19 protein-coding genes are annotated in these 22,292 nt (G+C 70.7%); 15 read left to right on the forward strand and 4 right to left on the reverse strand.

From position 1 onward, the window contains the following. Window positions 1-101: 101 nt before the first annotated feature. The gene (locus E1281_RS03260; RefSeq protein WP_131875606.1) at window positions 102-2,258 is read right to left on the reverse strand and encodes a (Fe-S)-binding protein; all 2,157 of its coding nucleotides are present in this window, start codon (window positions 2,256-2,258) and stop codon (window positions 102-104) included. Between the two features lie 271 nt (window positions 2,259-2,529). Here E1281_RS03260 and E1281_RS03265 point away from each other — a divergent pair, with 271 nt between their 5' ends. The 3 genes from E1281_RS03265 (at window position 2,530) to E1281_RS03275 (ending at window position 4,732) form a co-directional block, all read left to right on the forward strand. Then, window positions 2,530-3,129: a TIGR03086 family metal-binding protein gene (locus E1281_RS03265; RefSeq protein ID WP_131875607.1), complete on the forward strand. Its 600-nt coding sequence runs from the start codon at window positions 2,530-2,532 to the stop codon at window positions 3,127-3,129. A gap of 119 nt (window positions 3,130-3,248) precedes the next feature. Further along, a complete protein-coding gene (locus E1281_RS03270) occupies window positions 3,249-3,899 on the forward strand; it encodes a DUF1326 domain-containing protein (RefSeq protein ID WP_131875608.1) in 651 nt (216 codons plus the stop codon). Next, window positions 3,896-4,732, forward strand: coding sequence for a DUF2182 domain-containing protein (locus E1281_RS03275; RefSeq protein ID WP_165958770.1), 837 nt, complete (start codon window positions 3,896-3,898; stop codon window positions 4,730-4,732). Before E1281_RS03270 ends, E1281_RS03275 begins: the two co-directional genes overlap by 4 nt. Here E1281_RS03275 and E1281_RS03280 read toward each other — a convergent pair. Further along, complete coding sequence (locus tag E1281_RS03280; protein ID WP_131875610.1) at window positions 4,729-5,937, reverse strand: acetyl-CoA C-acetyltransferase; 1,209 nt, start codon at window positions 5,935-5,937, stop codon at window positions 4,729-4,731. The two genes, E1281_RS03275 and E1281_RS03280, sit on opposite strands and share 4 nt — an antisense overlap. A gap of 135 nt (window positions 5,938-6,072) precedes the next feature. Between E1281_RS03280 and E1281_RS03285 the strand changes: the two genes are divergently transcribed. Further along, window positions 6,073-6,339: a DNA primase gene (locus tag E1281_RS03285; RefSeq protein WP_131875611.1), complete on the forward strand. Its 267-nt coding sequence runs from the start codon at window positions 6,073-6,075 to the stop codon at window positions 6,337-6,339. Window positions 6,340-6,531: 192 nt separating this feature from the next. Next, window positions 6,532-8,088 carry a 3-hydroxyacyl-CoA dehydrogenase gene (locus tag E1281_RS03290; protein WP_131875612.1) on the forward strand — a complete coding sequence of 519 codons (1,557 nt, stop codon included), beginning with the start codon at window positions 6,532-6,534 and terminating at the stop codon, window positions 8,086-8,088. 97 nt (window positions 8,089-8,185) lie between these two features. Here E1281_RS03290 and E1281_RS03295 read toward each other — a convergent pair whose 3' ends face one another. Continuing rightward, complete coding sequence (locus E1281_RS03295; protein ID WP_131875613.1) at window positions 8,186-8,386, reverse strand: hypothetical protein; 201 nt, start codon at window positions 8,384-8,386, stop codon at window positions 8,186-8,188. A 432-nt stretch (window positions 8,387-8,818) separates the two neighbouring features. On the opposite strand from E1281_RS03295, the gene dnaK reads away from it, so the two are divergent. The 7 genes from dnaK (at window position 8,819) to E1281_RS03330 (ending at window position 17,086) form a co-directional block, all read left to right on the forward strand. After that, window positions 8,819-10,687 (forward strand): molecular chaperone DnaK, encoded by a 1,869-nt coding sequence (dnaK, locus tag E1281_RS03300; protein WP_131875614.1) that lies wholly within the window; start codon window positions 8,819-8,821, stop codon window positions 10,685-10,687. Continuing rightward, window positions 10,681-11,337, forward strand: coding sequence for a nucleotide exchange factor GrpE (grpE, locus tag E1281_RS03305; RefSeq protein ID WP_131875615.1), 657 nt, complete (start codon window positions 10,681-10,683; stop codon window positions 11,335-11,337). The genes dnaK and grpE overlap by 7 nt, the downstream gene beginning before the upstream one ends. 96 nt (window positions 11,338-11,433) lie before the next feature. Further along, on the forward strand, window positions 11,434-12,612 hold the full coding sequence (dnaJ, locus tag E1281_RS03310) for a molecular chaperone DnaJ (RefSeq protein ID WP_131875616.1): 1,179 nt from the start codon (window positions 11,434-11,436) through the stop codon (window positions 12,610-12,612). Window positions 12,613-12,615: 3 nt separating this feature from the next. After that, window positions 12,616-13,062 carry a helix-turn-helix transcriptional regulator gene (locus E1281_RS03315; RefSeq protein WP_131875617.1) on the forward strand — a complete coding sequence of 149 codons (447 nt, stop codon included), beginning with the start codon at window positions 12,616-12,618 and terminating at the stop codon, window positions 13,060-13,062. A gap of 68 nt (window positions 13,063-13,130) precedes the next feature. Then, window positions 13,131-15,728 (forward strand): ATP-dependent chaperone ClpB, encoded by a 2,598-nt coding sequence (gene clpB / locus E1281_RS03320; protein WP_131875618.1) that lies wholly within the window; start codon window positions 13,131-13,133, stop codon window positions 15,726-15,728. Window positions 15,729-15,802: 74 nt separating this feature from the next. Then, window positions 15,803-16,405 carry a dihydrofolate reductase family protein gene (locus tag E1281_RS03325; protein ID WP_207943075.1) on the forward strand — a complete coding sequence of 201 codons (603 nt, stop codon included), beginning with the start codon at window positions 15,803-15,805 and terminating at the stop codon, window positions 16,403-16,405. 150 nt (window positions 16,406-16,555) lie between these two features. After that, window positions 16,556-17,086, forward strand: coding sequence for a hypothetical protein (locus tag E1281_RS03330; protein WP_131875619.1), 531 nt, complete (start codon window positions 16,556-16,558; stop codon window positions 17,084-17,086). Window positions 17,087-17,359: 273 nt separating this feature from the next. Here E1281_RS03330 and E1281_RS03335 read toward each other — a convergent pair whose 3' ends face one another. Beyond that, entirely contained in the window at window positions 17,360-18,067 is a 708-nt protein-coding gene (locus E1281_RS03335) for an SMI1/KNR4 family protein (protein WP_131875620.1), read from the reverse strand. Window positions 18,068-18,173: 106 nt separating this feature from the next. On the opposite strand from E1281_RS03335, the gene E1281_RS03340 reads away from it, so the two are divergent. The 3 genes from E1281_RS03340 to E1281_RS03350 all read left to right on the forward strand — a co-directional run. Beyond that, the gene (locus E1281_RS03340) at window positions 18,174-19,160 is read left to right on the forward strand and encodes an NAD-dependent epimerase/dehydratase family protein (RefSeq protein WP_131875621.1); all 987 of its coding nucleotides are present in this window, start codon (window positions 18,174-18,176) and stop codon (window positions 19,158-19,160) included. 100 nt (window positions 19,161-19,260) lie between these two features. Beyond that, window positions 19,261-20,889, forward strand: a complete 1,629-nt coding sequence (locus E1281_RS03345; protein ID WP_131875622.1) for an alkaline phosphatase D family protein — start codon at window positions 19,261-19,263, stop codon at window positions 20,887-20,889. Window positions 20,890-21,350: 461 nt separating this feature from the next. Beyond that, a partial coding sequence (locus E1281_RS03350) for an NYN domain-containing protein (protein WP_243716533.1) occupies window positions 21,351-22,292 on the forward strand: 942 nt, incomplete at its 3' end.

The raw sequence follows: 22,292 nt of genomic DNA on the forward strand, positions 1-22,292 counted from the left end.
GGGACGGGCCTGTTGCCGACGTGCGGCATGGCTCGGCCGCCCCTAACGACGAGAAAGGACCCCCGGCCTTGGCCGAAGGTCCTTCTCGCGTGCGGTGTCCGCTACTCGGCGGCGACGGGCTCCTTCTCCTCCGAGCCCGGCGGGGTGCCCTCGCCCTTGATGGAGCGGATCAGCAGCTGGGAGACGTCGACGACCTCCAGGGACTCCTTGGCGTCGCCGGCGTTCTTCTTCTCGTTGATGGCGTCGCCCAGCATGACCAGGCAGAACGGGCAGGCGGTGGAGACGGTGTCGGGATTGGTCTCCAGCGCCTCGTCCACGCGCTCGGTGTTGATGCGCTTGCCGATGCGCTCTTCCATCCACATCCGCGCGCCGCCGGCGCCGCAGCAGAAGCCGCGGTCCTTGTGCCGGTGCATCTCCTGGGTCTTGACGCCGGGGACGGTCGCCATGATGTCGCGCGGCTGCTTGTAGACCTTGTTGTGGCGGCCGAGGAAGCAGGGGTCGTGGTAGGTGATGTTCTCCTCGATCGGGGTGACCGGGGTGAGCCTGCCCTCCTCGACCAGGTGCGCGAGCAACTGGGTGTGGTGGACGACCTCGTAGTTCCCGCCGATCTGCGGGTACTCGTTGGCCAGGGTGTTGAAGCAGTGCGGGCAGGTCGCCACGATCTTCTTGGCGCCCGCGTCGTTGAGCGTCTCGACGTTCTGCTGGCCGAGCATCTGGAAGACGAACTCCATGCCCAGCCGGCGGGCCGGGTCACCGGTGCACGCCTCCATCGGCCCCAGCACGGCGAACTTCACGCCCGCGATGTGCAGCAGCTCGGCGACCGCCTTGGTGGTCTTCTTGGCCCGGTCCTCCAGCGCGCCCGCGCAGCCGACCCAGAACAGGTACTCGGTCTCCTCGGGCAGCTTCTCGTCGACGACCTCGACCTCGAAGTCCAGCTCCTCGATCCATTCGAGGCGCTTCATCTCCGACATGCCCCACGGGTTGCCCTTGTTCTCCAGGTTCTTCAGCATCACGCCGGCCTCGGACGGGAAGCTCGACTCGATCATGACCTGGAAGCGGCGCATGTCCAGGATGTGGTCGATGTGCTCGATGTCGACCGGGCACTGCTCCACGCAGGCGCCGCAGTTGGTGCACGACCACAGGACGTCCGGGTGGATGACGCCGTCGTCGGCGACGAGCTCCTTGTCCACCTGCATGGCGGCCTTCTGCTCGTCGGTGAACTTCTCCCGCTGGTCCTCGGACGCGGTCATGTACGGCGCCTTGGCCAGCGCGTGGTCGCGCAGCTCCAGCACCAGCATCTTCGGCGACAGCGGCTTGCCGGTGTTCCAGGCCGGGCACTGCGACTGGCAGCGGCCGCACTCGGTGCAGGTCGCCATGTCGAGGAAGCCCTTCCAGGTGAAGTCCTCGATCTTGCCGCGGCCGAAGACGTCCTCGTCGGGGTCGGCCTCCTCGAAGTCGAGCGGCTTGCCGTCCGACATCATCGGCTGCGCGGCGCCGAGGCCGTCCGGGCTGCGCTTGAACATGACGTTCAGCGGGGCCAGGAAGATGTGCAGGTGCTTGGAGTGCACCACGAACACCAGGAACACCAGCGCGACGCCGATGTGCAGCAGCAGCCCGACCGACTCCAGGACCTCCAGGGTGCTGTCGCTCATCCCCTCGAACAGGTTCCCGGTCAGGTGCGAGAAGTAGGCGGCGCCGCTGTAGCCGAAGTTGTCGCGGGCGACCTCCACGCCCCGGAAGAAGAACATCGTCCAGATCACGTTGAAGATCATGAACAGCGTGATCCACGCGCCGGACAGGTGCGAGCCCTTGAACCGCGACCGGCGGCCGAGCCGCTTGGGCGAATCCTTGAAGCGGATCGCGGTGAAGACGATCAGTCCGGCCAGCGCGGCCAGCGCGATGGTGTCCTGCACGAAGCCGATCGGGCCCCAGGTCTGCAGCCCCGGAATGTGCGCGTCAAGCCCGAACAGCAGCTGGACGCCCGCCTCCAGGTAGACGGTCGCCAGCAGGAAGAACGCCCACATCACCGCGAAGTGCGCGGCGCCGGCCACGGTCCACTTCAGCAGCTTGCGCTGCCCGAAGACCTCCACGGCCTGGCCTTCGACGGCCTTCCGGGGCTCACGCTTGACCTGGAGCGTCCGCTCGGGGTCGGGCTGGCCGCTCTTGGCGATCTGGTACAGGAACAGCACCCGCCGACCGGCGAGCGCCAGAGCGACCGCCGTTCCGGCGAGCCCAATGACCAACGTGATCCAGAACACTGTTCCGTCCTCCTGGGGTACGGGCGATGGCAGTCAGCGTAGGGCTCGCGACAGACTGCACTTCATCCGGGTCCCGAATACTACTCGGTAGTAGCTTACGCGTCACATACGCAGGTCGGCACACGGTACGCCCACCCGGAGACCGCCCGCTTCCCCCTCACCTTATGAATTCCACATGTGCGATGAGTATCGGGAGCATGCGGAGTCCGTATCAGCGGGAGGGAACCTTTCAGCGGTATCCCGCACGGACTCGTCCTACGGAGGACCCCGGATGACCTCGATGCCCGACCTCACGCCCGCCGCACGCCGGATGGCCGACCTGCTGGCAGGCGTCCGCGACCACCAGCTCGACGCGCCGACTCCGTGCGAGGACATGTCGCTCGCCACGCTCATCGACCACGTCGGCGGCCTGACCCAGGCCTTCACGTGGGCCGCCGCGAAGGACGTCCCGGACGGCGGGTCGCAGCCGCCGTCCCCCGACGCGTCCCGCCTCGGGCCGGACTGGCGCACCCGCATCCCCGAGCAACTCGACGCGCTCGCCGCCGCCTGGCGGTCCCCCGACGCCTGGCAGGGCATGACCGAGGCCGGCGGCCTGCAGATGCCAGGCCACGAGGCCGGCCGGGTCGCGCTGAACGAACTGGTCGTGCACGGCTGGGACATCGCCCGCGCCAGCGGCCAGCCCTACGACGCCGGCGAGGAGGAGATCGACGCCTGCCTCGCCTTCGTCGCGCCGGCCGTCGAGCAGAGCGGCGGCAAGGGCATCGAGGGCCTCTTCGGCCCCGCCGTCGAGATCCCGGACAGCGCCCCTGCCGTGGACCGCCTCATCGCCCTCGCCGGCCGTGACCCCTCCTGGGCCGCCCCGGAGGGGTGACCTGGCGAGTCCCCGCTCCCCGGCGCGCCGGGGAGCGGGGAGGTTTTACCCGGGTCGCCTAGCCCCTGATCTCACGTTTTGTGACGATTGAAGAGGGGCGGGATCAGGGGGAGGAAGACATGGCCGACACCGCCGCAACACCGCAATGGCATGTCGTCGGCGACTGGTTCGACGTCTGCAAATGCACCATCCCGTGCCCGTGCACTTACGCGCAGCCTCCCACCTCCGGGGACTGCGACGGAGTGCTGGCGTGGCACATCCGCGAAGGGCGGTACGGAGACGTCCCGCTCGACGGTCTCAATGTCCTGATGCTCGGCTCTTTCGTGGGGAACGCGTGGGGTGAGCACTCCGACGCCTACGCGGCCGTCTTCATGGACGAGCGCGCCGACGATTCCCAGCGCGAAGCCCTCGGGAAGATCTTCGGCGGGGAGGCCGGGGGCTGGCCCGCCCAGTTCGTGGAGATGTTCGGTCCCGAGATGAGGGGACTCGAATACGCGCCCGTCACGATCTCGGTCGACGAGGACCTCGCCACGTGGAACGCGGAGGTTCCCGGCCGGGTCACGGCGAGGGCCGAGGCCCTCACCGGCCCCACGGCCCCCGAGGGGGCACGGGTGCAGACGATCAATCCGCCCGGTTCCGAGACCGGTCCCGGGCAGGTCGCCACCTGGGGCCGGGCCCTCGCCGACCAGGTCGACGCCTTCGGGTTCGCATGGGACTGGGGAGGCCGCTCCAGCAAGCACATACCGTTCGACTGGAGCGGACCCGAGTGAGGGCGCCGACGCGGACGCGTCGGCGGAGACCCGCCGCCCGGCCCGCGCCCCACGAGGTCGTGTTCGTCGGGCTCCTCGTCGTCATCACCGTGATCGCGTGGCTGGCGGTGCACCACCTGGCCACACCGGACATGCGCGCCGGGATCCTGACCGGCGGCGCCCGCCCCGGCCACGCCGGTGACGGGATGCCGGCGATGCGGATGGACCACTCCATGAGCGCGGGGCTGTTCCTCGGTACCTGGTTCGTGATGATGGCGGCGATGATGCTCCCCGCGGTGACGCCGGTGATCGTCCGGATCGACCGGCTGCTGCGCCGACGGGGCGGGGCGCGCACGACGGTGTACCTGCTGACGGCCGGCTACCTGGCCGTGTGGGCGGCGGCGGGGGTGGCGGCGTACGGCCTGTTCACGCTCTTCCAGTCGACGGTGGCGGCAGGCGACTCGACGGCCGCCGTGCGCGCGGGCGCCGTGGTGCTGCTGCTCGCGGGCGCCTACCAGCTCACCCCGTTGAAGCGGGCATGCCTGCGCCAGTGCCGTTCGCCGCTCGCCGTCGTCGCCCGCCATGGAGAGCGGATCACGGCGAGCCCTTCGGGCGCGTTGCTCGTCGGCGTCCACCACGGGGCCTTCTGCCTGGGATGCTGCTGGGCGCTGATGGCCGTGCTCCTCGCCGCGGGGATGATGAGCCTTGTCTGGATGGGGGTCATCGCCGCCGTGGTCCTCGTCGAGAAGGTCTGGCGGTACGGGGATCTGGTGAGCCGGCCGCTGGGCGGCGCGATGATCGCCCTCGGCCTCGTCCTGGTCGCCGCCCCCGGCCTGGCGCCCGCCCTGACCTAGACCCTCTCGAAGACCGCGGCGAGGCCCTGGCCGCCGCCGATGCACATGGTTTCGAGGCCGTAGCGGGCTTCGCGCCGGTGCATCTCGCGGGCGAGGGTGGCGAGGATGCGGGCGCCGGTCGCGCCGACCGGGTGGCCGAGGGAGATACCGGAGCCGTTGACGTTGACGCGGTCCCAGTCGGCGTCCTTCAGGTCCCACTCGCGGGCGACGGCGAGGACCTGCGCGGCGAACGCCTCGTTCAGCTCGATGAGGTCGATGTCGGCGAGGGCGAGGCCGGCCCGCTCCAGCGCCTTGGCGGTGGCCGGAACCGGTCCGATGCCCATCGTGCGGGGCGGCACGCCGGCGCGGGCCCACGACACGAGCCGGACGAGGGGCCGCAGGCCCAGCTCGGCGGCGCGCTCGGAGGTGGTGACGACACAGGCGGCGGCTGCGTCGTTCTGGCCGCTGGAGTTGCCCGCGGTGACGGTGGCCTGGTCGTCGGACCTCCCGAGGACGGGACGCAGCCTCGCCAGCCCCTCGGCCGTCGTGTCCGGACGCGGGTGCTCGTCGGTGTCGACCACAGTGTCGGCCTTGCGCGACCGGATGGTCACCGGGACGATCTCCTCGTCGAACGCCCCCGACCGCTGGGCGGCGACGGCGCGCCGGTGGGAGCGCACGGACAGCTCGTCCTGCTCCTCGCGCCCGATGCCGTACTCGCGGCGCAGGTTCTCCGCGGTCTCCAGCATCCCGCCGGGCACCGGGTGGTTCGCGCCGCCGGCGGTGACGCGGCCCCGCGCGAGCGCGTCGTGCAGGTCGAGGGACGGGCCGCGGACGCCCCAGCGCGCCTGCGTCGTGTAGAACGGCGCGCCGCTCATGCTCTCCGCGCCGCCCGCGATGATCACGTCGCCGATGCCGAGCTGGACCTGCATGGCGGCGTCCAGGACGGCCTGCAGCCCGGACCCGCAGCGCCGGTCGACCTGGCTGCCGCCGACCTCGATGGGGAGCCCGGCGTCGAGCGCGGCGACGCGTCCGATGGCGGGGGCGTCGGCCGTCGGGTAGCAGTGGCCGAGGATCACCTCGTCGATCGCGTCGCCGGGCAGCCCGGCGCGTTCGACGAGCGCGCGGATCACCGTGGCCGCGAGCTCGGCGGGCGGGACGAGCTTCAGCACCCCGCCGAACCGGCCGATCGGGGTACGCAGCGGCTCGCAGATGACCGCTTCACGCATGTGTGCTCCTCAGGGTCGCGGCGACGCGCTTCGAAGGCTACGTCCCGGCCGCTGCCGCGGAGGGGCCGGGTTTCCGTCCAGTGGAGGACACCGCTGACAGGTGAGGTGGACCCCGCCGGGGGTAGGCATCGGGCGTTGCCGCTCATCCGGATCGTGGAGGACTCGATGGCGAAGCTGCCGATGAAGATGCTCAAGACACTGATCGCCGCGGTGATGGCGCTGACGACGGCGTCGGCTCCGGCGGCGGTCGCGGTGGCCGGGGTGCTGGGGACCACCGCCGTGGTGACGACCGCCTGTGGCGGCGGTGGCGACGAGGACGGCGGCGACAACGAGGACGGCGGCGGCGGGGACGACAACCAGGACGACGGCAACGATGGCAACGATGGCGGGGGCGACGACTGATCCGAGTCGCGCACCCCGCCCGGCGGCGCCGCGGCCCGCCTGCCTCTCCCGCTATCGTGCCGACGGACGCGGGAGTTCACCCGCGGGCGACGCCGGCCGCCGGGCCGGTCCCGGGTTCGGCCGCGCCGGACGCGCGCACTGACGCGCGCCCCGCCGTTCCGTCCCACGCCCGCGAGGAGGCGAGGAGGCGGCATGGTGGAAAACGGCATCGTCGAGCAGTGGGCGCGGGACGTGCGGACGGTCCGGGTGATCGGCGCCGGGGCGATGGGACGCGGCATCGCCCAGCTCGTGGCGGCGGGCGGGGTGACGGTCGAGATCGCCGACGTGCGGCTGGAGGCGGTGACGGACGCGGTCACCCACATCTCCGGCATGTTCGACAAGCTCGTCGCCAAGGGCCGGATGCCCGCGGACGACGCCGCGGCGGCGAAGGAGCGGCTGCGCCCGGTCGGTGAACCGCTCACACCGTTCCAGGAGTGCGATCTCGTCATCGAGGCCGTCCGGGAGGATCTGGAGACCAAGCGGGAGCTGTTCTCGGCCCTGGAAAAGGTCTGCCCCGAACACACGATTCTCGCCACCAACACCAGCTCGCTGCCGGTGACGGCGATCGCGACCGTGCTGAACGACCCGTCCAGGGTGGCGGGTCTGCATTTCTTCAACCCGGTGCCGCTGATGCGGTTGGTCGAGGTGATCCCGGGAGCACGCACGGCCGAGTGGATCCCGGACGCTCTGGCCGACCTGGTGAAGCGTCTCGGTCACGAACCCGTGCTCGCGCCAGACGCGCCCGGCTTCCTCGTCAACCACGCGGGGCGCGGCCTGGTGACGGAGGCGTTGCAAATCCTCTCGGAAGGAGCCGCCGAGCCCGTGGACATCGACCGCATCTCGCGGGACGTCCTCGGCCTGAGGATGGGGCCGTGCGAGTTGCTCGACCTCACCGGGATGGACGTGTCGCACTCGGTGATGGAGTCCATCTGGTCGGGCTTCTACTCAGAGCCGCGCTTCCGCCCGTCCAGGCTCGGGCGGGCACGCGTCGAAGCGGGCCTGTACGGCCGCAAGACCGGCGAGGGCTTCTACAAGTACGTGGACGGCGCCAAGCAAGAGTCGCCCGAAGTCACGGCCCCGTCCGTGGAGGCTCGCCCTATATGGGTGCACGGCGACGTCCGTGAAGAACTCGGGGCGCTGCTTTCGACATCGGGAGTGGAGGTCGAGTCGGGTGACGAGCCGTCGAGCCAGGCGGTGGTGCTCGTCGCACCGTTCGGGCGGAGCACCGTGGACACGGCCCAAGCCGAGGGCCTTCCGCTAGAACGCACCTTGGGCGTCGACCCGTTCGGCGGGTTCTTCACTCGTCTCACCGTGGCCGTCCACCCCGGGCTCGACACGGACACCGGCCGCGCCTGCCTGGCGGCGCTTGCCGCTACCGGGCGAGCCGTCACCGTCGTCAGGGACGCCCCGGCACCCGTCGCCCAGCGCCTTCTCGCGTCGATCGTGAACGTCGGCTGCGGCATCGCCGAGCAGCGCCTCGCCCGCCCCGCGGACATCGACACCGCCGTCCGCCTGGGGCTCAACTACCCGCGCGGACCGCTGGAGTGGGGCGAGAACGCCGGGGCCGGCCGCGTCCTGGAGATCCTGCGGGGCCTGCACGAGTCCACCGGCGACCCGCGCTACCGCCCGAGCACCTGGCTGGCCGAACGAGCAGCGCTCGGCCTCCCCCTCACCGAGACCGGCACCACCCCGTCCGACCTCACCCCCTGACGGGCACCGTGACGGCGGCCCCCGCCCGGAACCAGCCCGGACGGGGGCCGCCGTGGCGCCCTTCCACCTTGCGGGAGCCGGCTCAGACGCGCCGGAACTAAGCAGGCCAGTTGGGAAGCTTCGCGGCCGGCTTCGGCACGGTGTCCGTCCAGCCCGAGTCACGAACGACCGAATAGTTGACCACGAAACCCGGTCGACGGTCTCGGTACGGCCCTCCCGGCCTCGTCAGCACGATCTGCTCGGCCAGCAACCCGCCGGTCTCCCTGTCGAAGATCGGCTCCATCCGCTTCTCGACCACGCGCCGCTTCTGCGGGTCGATGAGGTTCCGGTTCCCGCCCGGCACGCCCCGCCGCTTTCGGCGATCCGCCGACCGTTCTTCCGAACGATCCGCAGCCCGACCCGTGGACGCGCGGATGGTGCGCGCCAGGAGGGGCGGTTCCCCCGGAGGGGAGGGCGTCCTTCTTGTGGTGGACGCGGTCGGGCGGGTCTCCTTCCTTCGGCCCATCTCTCGTTCAGGAGCCCCCCTCACGGGAACCGGAATACGGGGCTCACTCGTCCTGTTGTAGAGGACGGCAGCAAAGTTGAGTCTCCGTGACTCAAGTCATTTGACAACATTGGAGCGGCCGGGCAATCTTGCGAACGAGCAACCCCACCGGCCGCACCCCGGGGGCGACCGGGGCGCTCTAACACCGGACTGGACCGGAACACGGAAACGACGGAGGACGAGAACATGGCACGTGCGGTCGGCATCGACCTCGGGACGACCAACTCGGTCGTCGCGATTCTGGAGGGCGGCGAGCCCACCGTCATCGCGAACGCGGAGGGGTCGCGGACCACACCGTCCGTCGTCGCGTTCGCCAAGAACGGAGAGGTACTGGTCGGCGAGGTCGCCAAGCGCCAAGCGGTGACCAACGTCGACAGGACGATCCGGTCGGTCAAGCGCGAGATGGGCACCGACTGGAAGACCAAGATCGACGACAAGGACTTCAACCCGCAGCAGATGAGCGCGTTCGTGCTCCAGAAGCTGAAGCGGGACGCCGAATCCTACCTGGGCGAGACCGTCACCGACGCGGTCATCACCGTGCCCGCGTACTTCTCCGACCACCAGCGCCAGGCCACCAAGGAGGCCGGCCAGATCGCGGGGCTGAACGTCCTGCGCATCATCAACGAGCCGACCTCGGCGGCGCTGGCCTACCACCTGGAGAAGGAGAACGAGGCGACGATCCTCGTCTTCGACCTGGGCGGCGGCACGTTCGACGTGTCCCTGCTGGAGGTCGGCGACGGCGTGGTCGAGGTCAAGGCCACCAGCGGCGACAACCACCTCGGCGGCGACGACTGGGACGACAAGGTCGTCGACTGGCTGGTCGAGAAGTTCAAGAACGCCAACGGCGTCGACCTGGGCAAGGACAAGATGGCCCTCCAGCGGCTTCGCGAGGCCGCGGAGAAGGCGAAGATCGAGCTGTCCGGTTCGTCCGAGACGCAGATCAACCTGCCCTACATCACCGCGTCGGCCGAGGGCCCGCTGCACCTGGACGAGAAGCTCACCCGGGCCGAGTTCCAGCGGATGACCTCCGACCTGCTCGACCGGACCAAGGCGCCGTTCCACTCGGTGCTGAAGGACGCCGACATCACCGTCGACAAGATCGACCAGGTCGTCATGGTCGGCGGCTCGACCCGGATGCCCGCAGTGTCCGAGCTGGTCAAGGAGCTGACCGGCGGCAAGGAGCCCAACAAGGGCGTCAACCCGGACGAGGTCGTCGCGATCGGCGCCAGCCTGCAGGCCGGCGTGCTCAAGGGCGAGGTCAAGGACGTCCTCCTGCTGGACGTGACCCCGCTGAGCCTCGGCATCGAGACCAAGGGCGGCATCTTCACCAAGATCATCGAGCGGAACACCACGATCCCGACCAAGCGGTCGGAGACGTTCACCACCGCCGACGACAACCAGCCGTCCGTGGAGATCCAGGTCTACCAGGGCGAGCGCGAGATCGCCGCGTACAACAAGAAGCTCGGCACCTTCCAGCTCACCGGTCTGCCGCCGGCGCCGCGCGGCGTCCCGCAGATCGAGGTCACCTTCGACATCGACGCCAACGGCATCGTGAACGTCAGCGCGAAGGACCAGGGCACCGGCCGCGAGCAATCGATGGTCATCACCGGAGGCAGCGCGCTGCCGAAGGAGGACATCGAGAAGATGATGCGCGACGCCGAGGACTACGCCGAGGAGGACCGCAAGCGCCGCGAGGAGGCCGAGGTCCGCAACCAGGCCGACACGCTCGCGTACTCGACCGAGAAGTTCCTGCGGGAGAACGACGAGAAGGTCCCCGAGGAGCTGAAGACCGAGGTCAACGACGCGGTCGCCGAGGTCAAGAAGGCGCTTGAGGGCACCGACGTCGACGCCATCAAGGGCAGCGCCGAGAAGCTGGCGCAGGTCAGTCAGAAGATGGGCGCCGCGATGTACGCGCAGAACCCCGAGGGCGCGCAGCAGCCGGGCGGCGAGGATGCCGGACCGACCGCCGGCGCCCAGGGCGGCGACCAGCAGGACGACGAGGTCGTCGACGCCGAGATCGTGGACGAGGACAAGCCGAAGGGTGATGCATCGTGACGTCCTCCCCTGACGAGGGCGAGGAGAAGGAGGGCCCGGTGATCCGCGACAAGCGGCGCATCGATCCCGAGACGGGGGAGGTCCGGGGGGCCGGCGGGTCCGGCGAGCAGGCGGCGGCGCCGCCTGCCCCGGAGGCCCCGGCGAACGGGGGCGCCAAGGCCGACGCCGAGGAGGTCTCTTCGCTGAAGACCCAGCTGTCGGAGCGTCTCGCGGACCTCCAGAGGCTGAAGGCCGAGTACGACAACTACCGGAGGCGGGTCGAGCGCGACCGGGTCGCGGTCCGGGAGCAGGCCGTCGGGCAGGTGCTGTCCGAGCTGCTCCCGGTCCTGGACGACATCGGCCGTGCCCGTGACCACGACGAGCTCACCGGCGGCTTCAAGTCCGTCGCGGAGAGCCTGGAGGCGGTCACCGGCAAGCTCGGCCTGGTCAAGTACGGCGAGAAGGGCGAGCCCTTCGACCCGACCGTGCACGAGGCGCTCATGCACTCTCTCTCACCCGAGGTGACCGAGACGAGTGTGGTGGACGTCCTCCAGCCCGGTTACCGCATCGGCGAGCGGATCCTGCGGGTCGCGCGCGTCGCGGTGGCCGACCCCGACCCGGACGCCGCCGGGAAGCCGGACGGCGACGAGGCGGGCGACGACGGTGAATGATCCCCGGGGTCCCGTCCCGGCCAGGACGGCCGGGACGGGCCCTGCGGGGCCACGCGAAGACATGTGGCAAGTGGCGATAGCAGAAGGCGGGGCACCGTGAGCACCAAGGACTACCTGGAGAAGGACTACTACAAGGTCCTCGGTGTCGCGAAGACGGCCTCGCAGGAGGAGATCAAGAAGTCCTACCGGAAGCTGGCCCGCAAGTACCACCCGGACGCCAACAAGGGCGACTCCGACGCCGAGGACCGCTTCAAGGAGGTCTCCGAGGCCTACGACGTCCTGTCGGACGACAAGCGCCGCAAGGAGTACGACCAGGTGCGCTCCATGCCGGGCGGTTTCCGCGGCCAGCAGGGCGGCGGCTTCCCGTTCGACTTCGGCGACCTGTTCGGGCAGCAGGGCGGCGGCACGGGGACGCAGACCGGCGGCGCCGGGGAGCGCATCGGCGACCTGTTCGGCGGCCTGTTCAACCGCGGCGGCGGTACCCGCACGACGGGTACCGGGACGCGGCGCGCCCGGCGCGGCGCGGACGTCGAGACCGAGGTGACGCTGTCGTTCGGCCGCGCGATGAACGGCGTGACCGTGCCGATCAAGCTGACCAGCGAGGCCGCCTGCAACGGCTGCCGGGGCACCGGCGCGAAGGCCGGCACCGTGCCGCGGGTGTGCCCGAGCTGCGAGGGCACCGGGCACGAGACCCGCAACCTCGGCAACTTCGGCTTCCAGGAGCCGTGCCGGGAGTGCCGCGGCCGGGGGCTCGTCGTGGACGACCCGTGCCCGATCTGCAACGGCAGCGGGCGCGCCACCGGCACCCGCACGATCCAGGCCCGCATCCCGGCGGGCGTCGCCGACGGCCAGAAGATCAGGCTCAAGGGCAAGGGCGCGCCGGGCGAGAACGGCGGCCCCCAGGGCGACCTGTACGTCCACATCAAGGTGAAGCCGCACAAGGTGTTCGGCCGTGGCGGCGACAACCTCACGCTGACCGTCCCGGTGACGTTTCCGGAGGCCGCGCTCGGTGCGGAGATCAAGGTACCGACGTTCCAGGGGCAGCCCGTCACGCTGCGCCTGCCGGAGGGCACGCCGAACGGCCGCACGTTCCGCGTGAAGGGCCGCGGCGCCGCCCGCCGCGACGGGACCAAGGGCGACCTGCTCGTCACGGTCGACGTCCAGGTCCCCCAGAAGCTCGACGACCAGGCGCGGGAGGCGCTCGTCCGGCTGCGCGAGGCGGGCACCGGCGACGACCTGCGCGCCGAACTCCTCCAGCAGGCCAAGCAGGAGTAGGCGATGGATCCGTTCGGCGATGACACTCCGGTTTACGTGATCTCGGTGGCCGCGCAGCTGTCCGGGCTCCATCCGCAGACGCTGCGGACCTACGACCGGATGGGGCTGGTGTCCCCCGGCCGGACGCCGGGACGGGGCCGCCGCTACTCCATGCGCGACATCGTGATGCTCCGCGAGATCCAGCGGCTCTCGCAGGAGGAGGGCATCAACCTCTCCGGCATCAAGCACATCCTGGAGCTGCAGCGCGACAACGTGCGGCTCCGCGAGGAGCTCGGCAAGGCGCACGCGGCGCTGGAGGAGCTCGCCAACGAACTCGAATCGACCCGTTCCGTCGCCGCGCGGCTGGCGCAGCAGCGGCGGCACGGGGAACAAGGCGGTACTCCCGGTTCCGACCTGGTGCCCATCAGGCATACGAGCGTCGTCGTCTGGCACGAGCGCGACCGGGACTGAGTATCCAGGTAGTTACCGGGGGTCTGGGGGGCCGTCCCCCCCCAGAACGACAGGTGGGGACTGGGGACATGGACTACAAGCTCACGCAGAAGAGTCAGGAGGCGGTGTCGGTCGCGGTCCGGAGGGCCGCGGCCGAGGGGCACCCCGAGGTCGAGCCGCAGCACCTGCTGGTGGCGCTGATCGGGCTGGCGGACGGCACGGCCGTGCCGCTGCTGGAGGCCGTCGGCGCGGACTGGCAGGCGATCAGGCGGCAGGCCGAGGAGCAGCTCGCCGCCAAGCCGAAGGCGCAGGGCTCGACGGTCGCGACGCCGCGGCTGTCGGGGCAGCTCCAGCGCTCGATCAACACGGCGGCCAACCGGGCGAAGCGGCTGGAGGACGACTACGTCTCGACCGAGCACCTGCTGGTCGGGCTGGCGGCCGACGGCGGCCCGGCGGCGGGCCTGCTGAAGGAGTTCGGCGCCACCCCGGAGGCGCTGCTGGACGCGTTCGAGAAGGTGCGCGGCCACGCCCGCGTCACCAGCGAGAACCCGGAGGGCACCTACCAGTCGCTGGAGAAGTACGGCGTCGACCTGACGGCCGCGGCCCGCGACGGAAGGCTCGACCCGGTGATCGGGCGCGACTCGGAGATCCGCCGGGTCGTGCAGGTGCTGTCGCGGCGGACGAAGAACAACCCGGTGCTGATCGGTGAGCCCGGCGTCGGCAAGACGGCCGTCGTGGAGGGCCTGGCGCAGCGCATCATCGCGGGGGACGTCCCCGAGTCGCTGCGCGGCAAGAAGCTCGTCTCGCTGGACCTGAGCGCGATGGTCGCGGGCGCGAAGTACCGCGGCGAGTTCGAGGAGCGGCTGAAGGCCGTCCTGCACGAGATCAAGGAAAGCGAAGGGCAGATCGTCACGTTCATCGACGAGCTGCACACCGTCGTGGGCGCGGGCGCGGCCGAGGGCGCGATGGACGCCGGCAACATGCTGAAGCCGATGCTCGCCCGCGGCGAACTGCGCATGATCGGCGCGACGACCCTGGACGAGTACCGCGAGCGGATCGAGAAGGACGCCGCCCTGGAACGCCGGTTCCAGCAGGTGTTCGTCGGCGAGCCGACCGTCGAGGACACGATCGCGATCCTGCGCGGGCTGAAGGGCCGCTACGAGGCGCACCACAAGGTGCAGATCAACGACTCGGCGCTGGTGTCGGCGGCGGCGCTGTCGGACCGCTACATCACGTCCCGGTACCTGCCGGACAAGGCGATCGACCTGGTCGACGAGGCCGCGTCCCGCCTCCGCATGGAGATCGACTCCCGGCCCGTCGAGATCGACGAGCTGCAGCGCACCGTCGACCGGCTCAAGATGGAGGAGATGAACCTCTCCAAGGAGACCGACGAGGCGTCCCGGCAGCGGCTCGACCGGCTCCGCGCCGACCTGGCCGACAAGCAGGAGCACCTGACCGGCCTCGTCGCGCGCTGGGACAAGGAGAAGGCGAGCCTGAACCGCGTCGGCGCGATCAAGGAGCGGATCGACCAGCTCCACGGCGAGGCGGAGCGCGCCCAGCGCGACGGCGACCTGGAGACGTCCGCGCGGCTGTCCTACGGCGAGATCCCGGAGCTGGAGAAGCAGCTGGAAGAAGCCTCCGAGGCCGCCGAGAACCGCGACGCGATGGTCAAGGAGGAGGTCGGCCCGGACGACGTCGCCGACGTGGTCGCGTCCTGGACGGGCATCCCCGCCGGCCGCCTCCTCGAAGGCGAGACGGCCAAGCTGCTGCGCATGGAGGACGAGCTGGGCAGGCGCCTCATCGGGCAGGCCACCGCCGTCCGCACCGTCTCGGACGCGGTCCGCCGCGCCCGCGCGGGCATCTCCGACCCGGACCGCCCGACCGGATCGTTCCTGTTCCTCGGCCCCACCGGCGTCGGCAAGACCGAGCTGGCCAAGGCGCTCGCGGAGTTCCTGTTCGACGACGAGCGGGCGATCACCCGCATCGACATGAGCGAGTACTCCGAGAAGCACAGCGTGGCCCGGCTGGTCGGCGCGCCGCCCGGATACGTCGGCTACGAGGAGGGCGGCCAGCTCACCGAGGCCGTCCGGCGCCGCCCGTACTCGGCGGTGCTGCTGGACGAGGTGGAGAAGGCGCACCCCGAGGTGTTCGACATCCTCCTCCAGGTCCTCGACGACGGCCGCCTGACCGACGGCCAGGGCCGCACGGTCGACTTCCGCAACACGATCCTGATCCTCACGTCCAACATCGGTTCGCAGTTCCTCGTCGACCCGACGCTGGAGAACGGCGCGAAGCGCGAGGCGGTGTGGAACGCCGTCCGCAACGCGTTCAAGCCGGAGTTCCTCAACCGCCTGGACGACGTGATCCTGTTCGACGCGCTGTCCACCGCCGAGCTGACGAAGATCGTGGACCTCCAGGTCGACGCCCTGGCCGGACGCCTCGCGGAACGGCAGCTCACGCTGAACGTGTCCGACGCGGCCCGCGAATGGCTCGCCCTGACCGGCTACGACCCGCTGTACGGGGCACGCCCTCTGCGCCGCCTCGTGCAAACGGCGATCGGCGACCAGCTGGCCCGCGAACTGCTCTCCGGCGAGGTCCGCGACGGCGACGAGGTGGTCGTCGACCTGGACGAGGCCGCCGACAAGCTGACCGTCGCCCCCGCGCAGGGCCTCACCCTCACGAAGTAGGTCCGGGGTGGCCCCACGCTGAGGTGGGGCCACCCCGATGAGTTACGGCCTCCGCGACGGTCTCACTTTGGAGGATGTCACTCCGTAGGTGGGACCGGCAGGAGGAGATGCACATGGGCAAGGTCGCCTGGGGATTCACGTGCTCGATCGACGGCTTCATCGCCGGCCCCGGTCACGACATGAGCTGGCTGTCCGCCGGGGAACCGCTGGCCGAGGGCACCACGGAGCGCATGGCCGGGGACGTCGCGGTGATCATCTCCGGCCGGGCCGGCTACGACGCGGCCAAAGCCCAGCAGGACGAGCGGGACGAGACGACCTCCGCGGCCTACGGCGGCGCGTGGTCCGGGACCGAGTTCATCCTGACCCACCGCCCGGAGGAGATCGCCGACGACCCGTCGATCGTCCCGCTGAACTGCGACGTCGTGGAGGCGGTCCGGCGCGCCCAGGAGATCGCCGGCGACCGGGACGTGCAGATCATCAGCGCCGACATCGCCCGGCAGGCGCTTGAGCACGACCTCATCGACGAGCTTCAGGTCTTCGTCGCCCCGGTGTTCCTCGGAGACGGCACCCGCATCTTCGACGTGCCCGGCGGGCGCCGGATCGACTGGGAGCTGGTCGAGATCTACGAGGACAGCCCGCGCAGCTTCGGCCGGACCTACCGCCCCAGGGGGCGCTAGTCGGCAACCCGCCGGTACGCCCGGCGTTGGTTGCAGGCATGTGAACACTCCGTTTGTGTGAGCGCTGCCCCGAGGGCAGGCGCTGGGGATGGGTTGTCGGTTCGCTATACCGAGCATGGCGACGTTCTCTACCGTCCTTGGTCCGGTTCGATGCGCAGGAGGAGCCGGGGCCCGAAAACCACGTCGATCGGCATCGGAACTCTGTTCGGCAGCATCGCCGTGCTGCTCGTCGGAACTCCCCTCGCCGTCCTGGAGTACGTCCACTTCGTCGGCGGCTACGCCGACGTCTACGACGTCCCGTTCTGGGAGGTCGTAGACGGCCTCGGGTTCGGCCGCCTGTGGGTCGGACTGCTCACGGCCGTTCCCATCGGCTTCGTGGGCGCGATTCAGGGCGCTCTCACCCGTACGCTGTGCGGGGGGAAAGCGACGGCCATGGGGCTGGCGTACGTCAGCATCGTCCTGTCCGCCGGCTCCGCGCTCGCCGCCCTCCTCACCGACTACTCCGCCGACACCGCCGCGAACCTGCTCAAGCTGGGCGTGATGTGGGTGGGCTACCTGGTCAGCGTCGGTGTCGTGGCTCTCGTCCGTCGGACCACCCCCCGCAAGGAGGAACACCCGGACGAGGGTGATGCGCCGACGACGACCGCCGATCTGGCGGACCCGCAGGGCTCCGCCTCCTAACCGGCTGATCAAGCGCCCGTCCCGGGCGCGTCGGCTCCGACACGGTGGGCCTGCGCGAGCGGGCCCACTTCCTTCTGCGCGGGCTCGTGCTGCGCGGCGTCTTGGGTCGCGTGGTCGAGACGGGCGCGGCCGCGAGGTGGGCGGCGATTCGCGGATGTTCCGGCGTAGCCGTAAACCGCCGCGCACTGCATCCGGTCGTCGTCGACGGCCGCGCCGTCCGGTCGGAGGGCACGGCGTCCGTAAGAGGGCACGGCGTCCGGTCGGAGGGCCTTGTCAGCCGTTGAGCCAGTCGGCGGGGAAGTCGTCCCGGAAGCGGTCGAGGGTCTCCTCGTCCCGGGCACGGACGGAGAGCCAGCCTCCGCTGTCGCACAGGAGAACGCCCGGCCCGGCGTAGAAGGACTCGCCCTCCTCGCCTTCGGGGTATGCGGGGAAGGGCAGCCGGGTGAAGCGGCGCTCCAGTTCGTCGAAGTCCTCGAAGTCGCCGTGGTCGCAGACGGGCTCGTCGGCCTGGAGCGCCTCCGACAGCACGATCTCGATGCAGGAGACGGAGAAGGCGTCCAGCCAGCCCTCCCAGCGTTCCTCCTCCTTGTCCGCGAGGTCGGCGCGCACGCGGACGGGCGGGTCTGCACGGTCGAGGTCGGTGAGGAGGACGCCCCACGACGCGGCCCCCTGGTTCTCCTCACGGAAGACGAGGGCTTCCTTGCGGTCGTCCACATGGAACTCGTCCGGGCCCAGCAGCCTGTGGAGGTTGCTGTGCACGTCGGCGCGGCGGCCGAAGAGCGTGTAAGCCTCGCGAAGGGCGGCGGGCAGGCGCATGCCCAGGACCGCTTCGACCGCCGCCAGCGCCGCCTCCGGCGTCCCGTCTTCAGGAGTCAGCGGAGTACGCCAGGTGGCGGCGAAGCCGCGGATGTACGCCCAAGCGACCGACCGGTCGTGCAGCGCGGACGGGAGATCACGGACAAGGTCGAAGGAGTCGGTCACGCCTGTGAAGCTACTCCGGTCACCGCCGGCACGTCGGCGGTTGGGCCGTTCCGCCGTGAGCGTGCAGGTGTTCCGTACAGAACGTACAGAAGGCAGAGTTCTCCCCATGAGACTTCTGCTGCTGGGTGGGACGGAGTTCGTCGGACGGGCCGTCACCGAGGACGCGCTCGACCGCGGATGGGACGTGACGGTCTTCCACAGGGGACGCCATGAGGCGCCGCAGGGAGTGGTGTCCCTCCACGGCGACCGCACCGCTGATGACGGCCTCAAGGCCCTCGCCGGCGGGGAGTGGGACGCGGTCGTCGACACCTGGTCGGGCGCACCGTCCGCCGTGCGCGACGCCGCGCGGCTCCTGAACGGACGGTGCGAACGGTACGCCTACGTCTCCAGCCGTTCGGTGTACCGGTTCCCCGCACCGGCCGGGGCAGGCGAAGACGCCCCCGTGGTGGACGGCTCCCCCGGCGACGGCGAGGGCGTCGACTACGCGGCGGCCAAGCGCGGTGGAGAACTGGCCGCGGCCGAGGTGTTCGGCGACCGGGCGCTGCTGGTGCGGGCGGGGCTCATCCTCGGCCCCTACGAGAACATCGGGCGGCTGCCGTGGTGGCTGACGCGGATCAGCCGGGGAGGCCAGGTGCTGGCTCCCGGCCCGCGCGACGCGGGCGTGCAGTACATCGACGCCAGGGACCTCGCCATCTGGACCTTGGACGCCGTCGAGCACGGGCTAGGCGGGCCGTACGACCTGGTCAGCCCACCCGGCCGGACAACGATGAGCGAGTTGCTCGAAGCGTGCATCCGGACGACGGGTTCCGGCGCCGATCTCGTCTGGACGCCCCCGCAGAGGATCCTCGAAGCGGGTATCGAGCCGTGGACGGACCTTCCGATCTGGCTGCCGCCAGGTGAGGCGTACGACATGATGCACCGGGCAAGCGTCGCCAAGGCCGTCTCCACAGGTCTGCGTTGCAGGCCGGTCCGGGAAACGGTCACGGACACGTGGAAGTGGCTCCAGAGCATCGGCGGACAGGCCCCGCAACGACCTGACCGTCCCATGGTGGGCTTGGCTCCCGGCAAGGAGGCCGAGGTCCTGCACCGCTGATCCGACCGACGCGAACGGCACCGGCGCGCCCGTCCGTCCGCCCGGACCGGGATTCCGGTTCGGTGGACGCGGCGGCTCCCGGTCGGCTAGAGAGACTGGCATGACCGTTTTGGTACTCGGGCCCCACCTCCGGCACGTGAGTCACAACACCGCGACGATCTGGGTGGAGACCGACCGTCCCTGCGAGGTCCGGGTCGTCAACCAGGAGCACGGCCTGGACGCCGGGGCCCGCACGTTCACCGCGCACGGCCACCACTACGCGCTCGTCGAGGTCGAGGGCCTCCAGGCAGGCGCGCGGATCCCCTACGAGGTCGTGGCCGACGGCGAGACCGTCTGGCCCGAAGCAGACAGCGGGTTCCCCCCGTCCCAGATCAGGACGCTCGACCCGGGCGGCGGGCTGCGGATCTCGTTCGGGTCCTGCCGCCGGTCGCCGGGGACCGTGGAGCAGTTCGGCCACGACGCGCTCACCGCGATGGCCGACCGGCTCCGCAAGGGCGGCGACTCCGTCGCCTGGCCGGACATCCTGCTCATGGTCGGCGACCAGATCTACGCCGACGAGCTGACCGACGAGATGCGCGCGTTCATCCGGGCCCATCGCGAACCGGGCGAGCTTCCCGTGGAGGAGGTCGCCGACTACGAGGAGTACACCTACCTCTACAAGCTGGCCTGGCACGACGATCCGGCGGTGCGGTGGCTGCTGTCCACCGTCCCGACCTTCACCATCTTCGACGACCACGACATCAGGGACGACTGGAACACGTCCTACACGTGGCGCCAGCAGATGTGGTCGCAGCCCTGGTGGAAGGACCGCATCACCGGCGGGATCGGCTCGTACTGGATCTACCAGCACCTCGGGAACATGTCGCCGCAGGACCGCGCGACCGATCCCGTCTACAAGGCGCTGCGGACGGCGTCCGACAGCACCGGTGACGCGGGCGCCGTCCTCGACGAGTTCGCGGAGAAGGCCGACAAGGAACCGGCCAGCACGCGGTGGAGCTACGCGCACGACTGGGGCGGAGTCCGCCTGATCGTCGTCGACAGCAGGTGCTCCCGGCTCCTCACCGCCGACCGCCGCGGCATGCTCGACGACGAGGAGTTCGAATGGCTGGACGGCCGGTGCCAGGGCGGCATGGACCACCTGCTCATCGCGAGCTCGCTCCCGGTCCTGCTGCCCCGGGCGATCCACCACGCGGAGTCGTGGAACGAGGCCGTCGCCGGCGGCGTCTGGGGCAAGACCGCGGCCAGGCTGGGCGAGAAGATCAGGCAGGCCGCCGACCTGGAGCACTGGGCGGCGTTCGAGCAGTCGTTCCGGGCGCTGGCCGGCGGCGTCCTGGCCGTCGGGCGCGGTGAGCGGGGCCCGGCGCCGGCCAGCATCTCGTTCCTGTCCGGCGACATCCACTACTCGTACATGGCGCGGGTCACCGAGCCCGACGCCCGGTCGAAGATCTCGCAGGTCGTCTGCTCACCACTGCGCAACCCGCTGGCGGGGGTGTTCCGGTGGGCCAACCGGCTCGCGTACTCGCGGGCGGGCAGCGCGCCGTTCCGCGTATTGGCGAAGCTGGCGAAGGTTCCGGCCACGCCGCTGCGGTGGCGCATGACCGACGGACCGTGGTTCGACAACGCCATCGCCACCGTCGAGATTTCGGGACGCGATTGCGACGTGCGCTGGGAGAGTCCGCGGGACGGCGGCGAACTCGGCGACCTGGCCCGCGCGAAAGTCACCGGCTGAACGCGCGGCGCGCCCCGCCCGGAAATCCGCTGCCACGACCGCAATCGAAAACAACTGGTGGTCAATCAGTCACAACATGCGAGCACGAAACGGCGTGGTCCGCCCCAGGCCGCGCGGAAAGCCGCGGAACGTCCCCCCACCAGGGCGCCCGTGGCGCCGCGCACCATGGGCGGTTGAAGCCCGGGTCGCGGGTGTCCCGGGATTGAACCGGGGACCTGCTTCTTCCCGTAAAGATCATGGGGAACCACAGGGCCGGCCCGAATCGGCTGGTAGCGTCCGCCGCGGCTTCTGATTTCCGAGTTACCGGGGAGTCGCCAACCGGCGGGCTGCCGTGAAAGAGTGGCGAATCGCCGTATTGGCCTACCGGGGATACGCGCTTCACTACGCTATAGGCGCGCCCCGGGGACACTACGCCGGATGGGCATGCTGTGAGCTCCCGTGTTGAGGAAGGGCGGTGTCGCATGGATCGCTGCGCGCTGTTCGTAGACGCCGGCTATCTGCTGGCCGACGGCGCGATGGCGGTGCACGGCACGCGCCACCGCGAAACCGTCTCGTGGGACTTCGGCGGCCTCCTGCAGCTCCTCGGCAACCTCGCCAGAGAACGCACCGGCATGCCGCTTCTGCGCTGCTATTGGTACGAGGCGACGGTCGAGGGCCGCCGCACTCCCGAGCACGACGCGCTCGCCGACCTGCCCGGCCTCAAGCTGCGGCTCGGCCGCATCCGCCCCGGCCGCCGCGAGGGCGTCGACTCCGAGATCCACCGCGACCTGATGACCCTCGCCCGCAACGGGGCGCTGACCGACGCCGTCGTGGTCAGCGGCGACGAGGATCTCGCCCAGGTCGTCGCCGACGCCCAGGACCTCGGCGTCCGCATCACGATCGTGCACGTCGCCGTGGACGGCAACTGGACGATCTCCCGGGTGCTGCGGCAGGAGTGCGACGACCTCATCGAGATCGGCTCCGGCCACCTGCGCCCGTACGTCAACCTGCTCGCCGGCATGGACGGGACGGCCGGGTCCTCGCTCGGGGCGAGCCCGCTGTCCAACGGCCACGGCGCCAACGGCCACGGCGGTTCGCTCGGCTCCCTCCAGCCGGCCTCCCAGAACGGGCCGCCGCCCGCGTCCCCGCTCAGCGGCCAGCCGTCCGCGTCGGCCGTGCGCGACCTCGGCCCGGCGATGAGCGGCGGCGGCATGAACGGCCCCGGCGCGGGAACCGGCCCGATGCCGCTGCCCGGCGGTGCCGGCGATTCCGGCGGATCGTCCTACGGCACCGGCGAACGGCCGCTCCCGCCCTCCTACAACACCGGCGAACGGCCGCTCCCGCCCTCCTACAACACCGGCGAACGGCCGCTCCCGTCGAGCTACAGCACCGGTGAACGTCCCGCCCCTTCGCCCTACAGCACC

This window comes from Actinomadura sp. KC345 (genome assembly GCF_004348515.1).
Classification (GTDB): domain Bacteria; phylum Actinomycetota; class Actinomycetes; order Streptosporangiales; family Streptosporangiaceae; genus Spirillospora.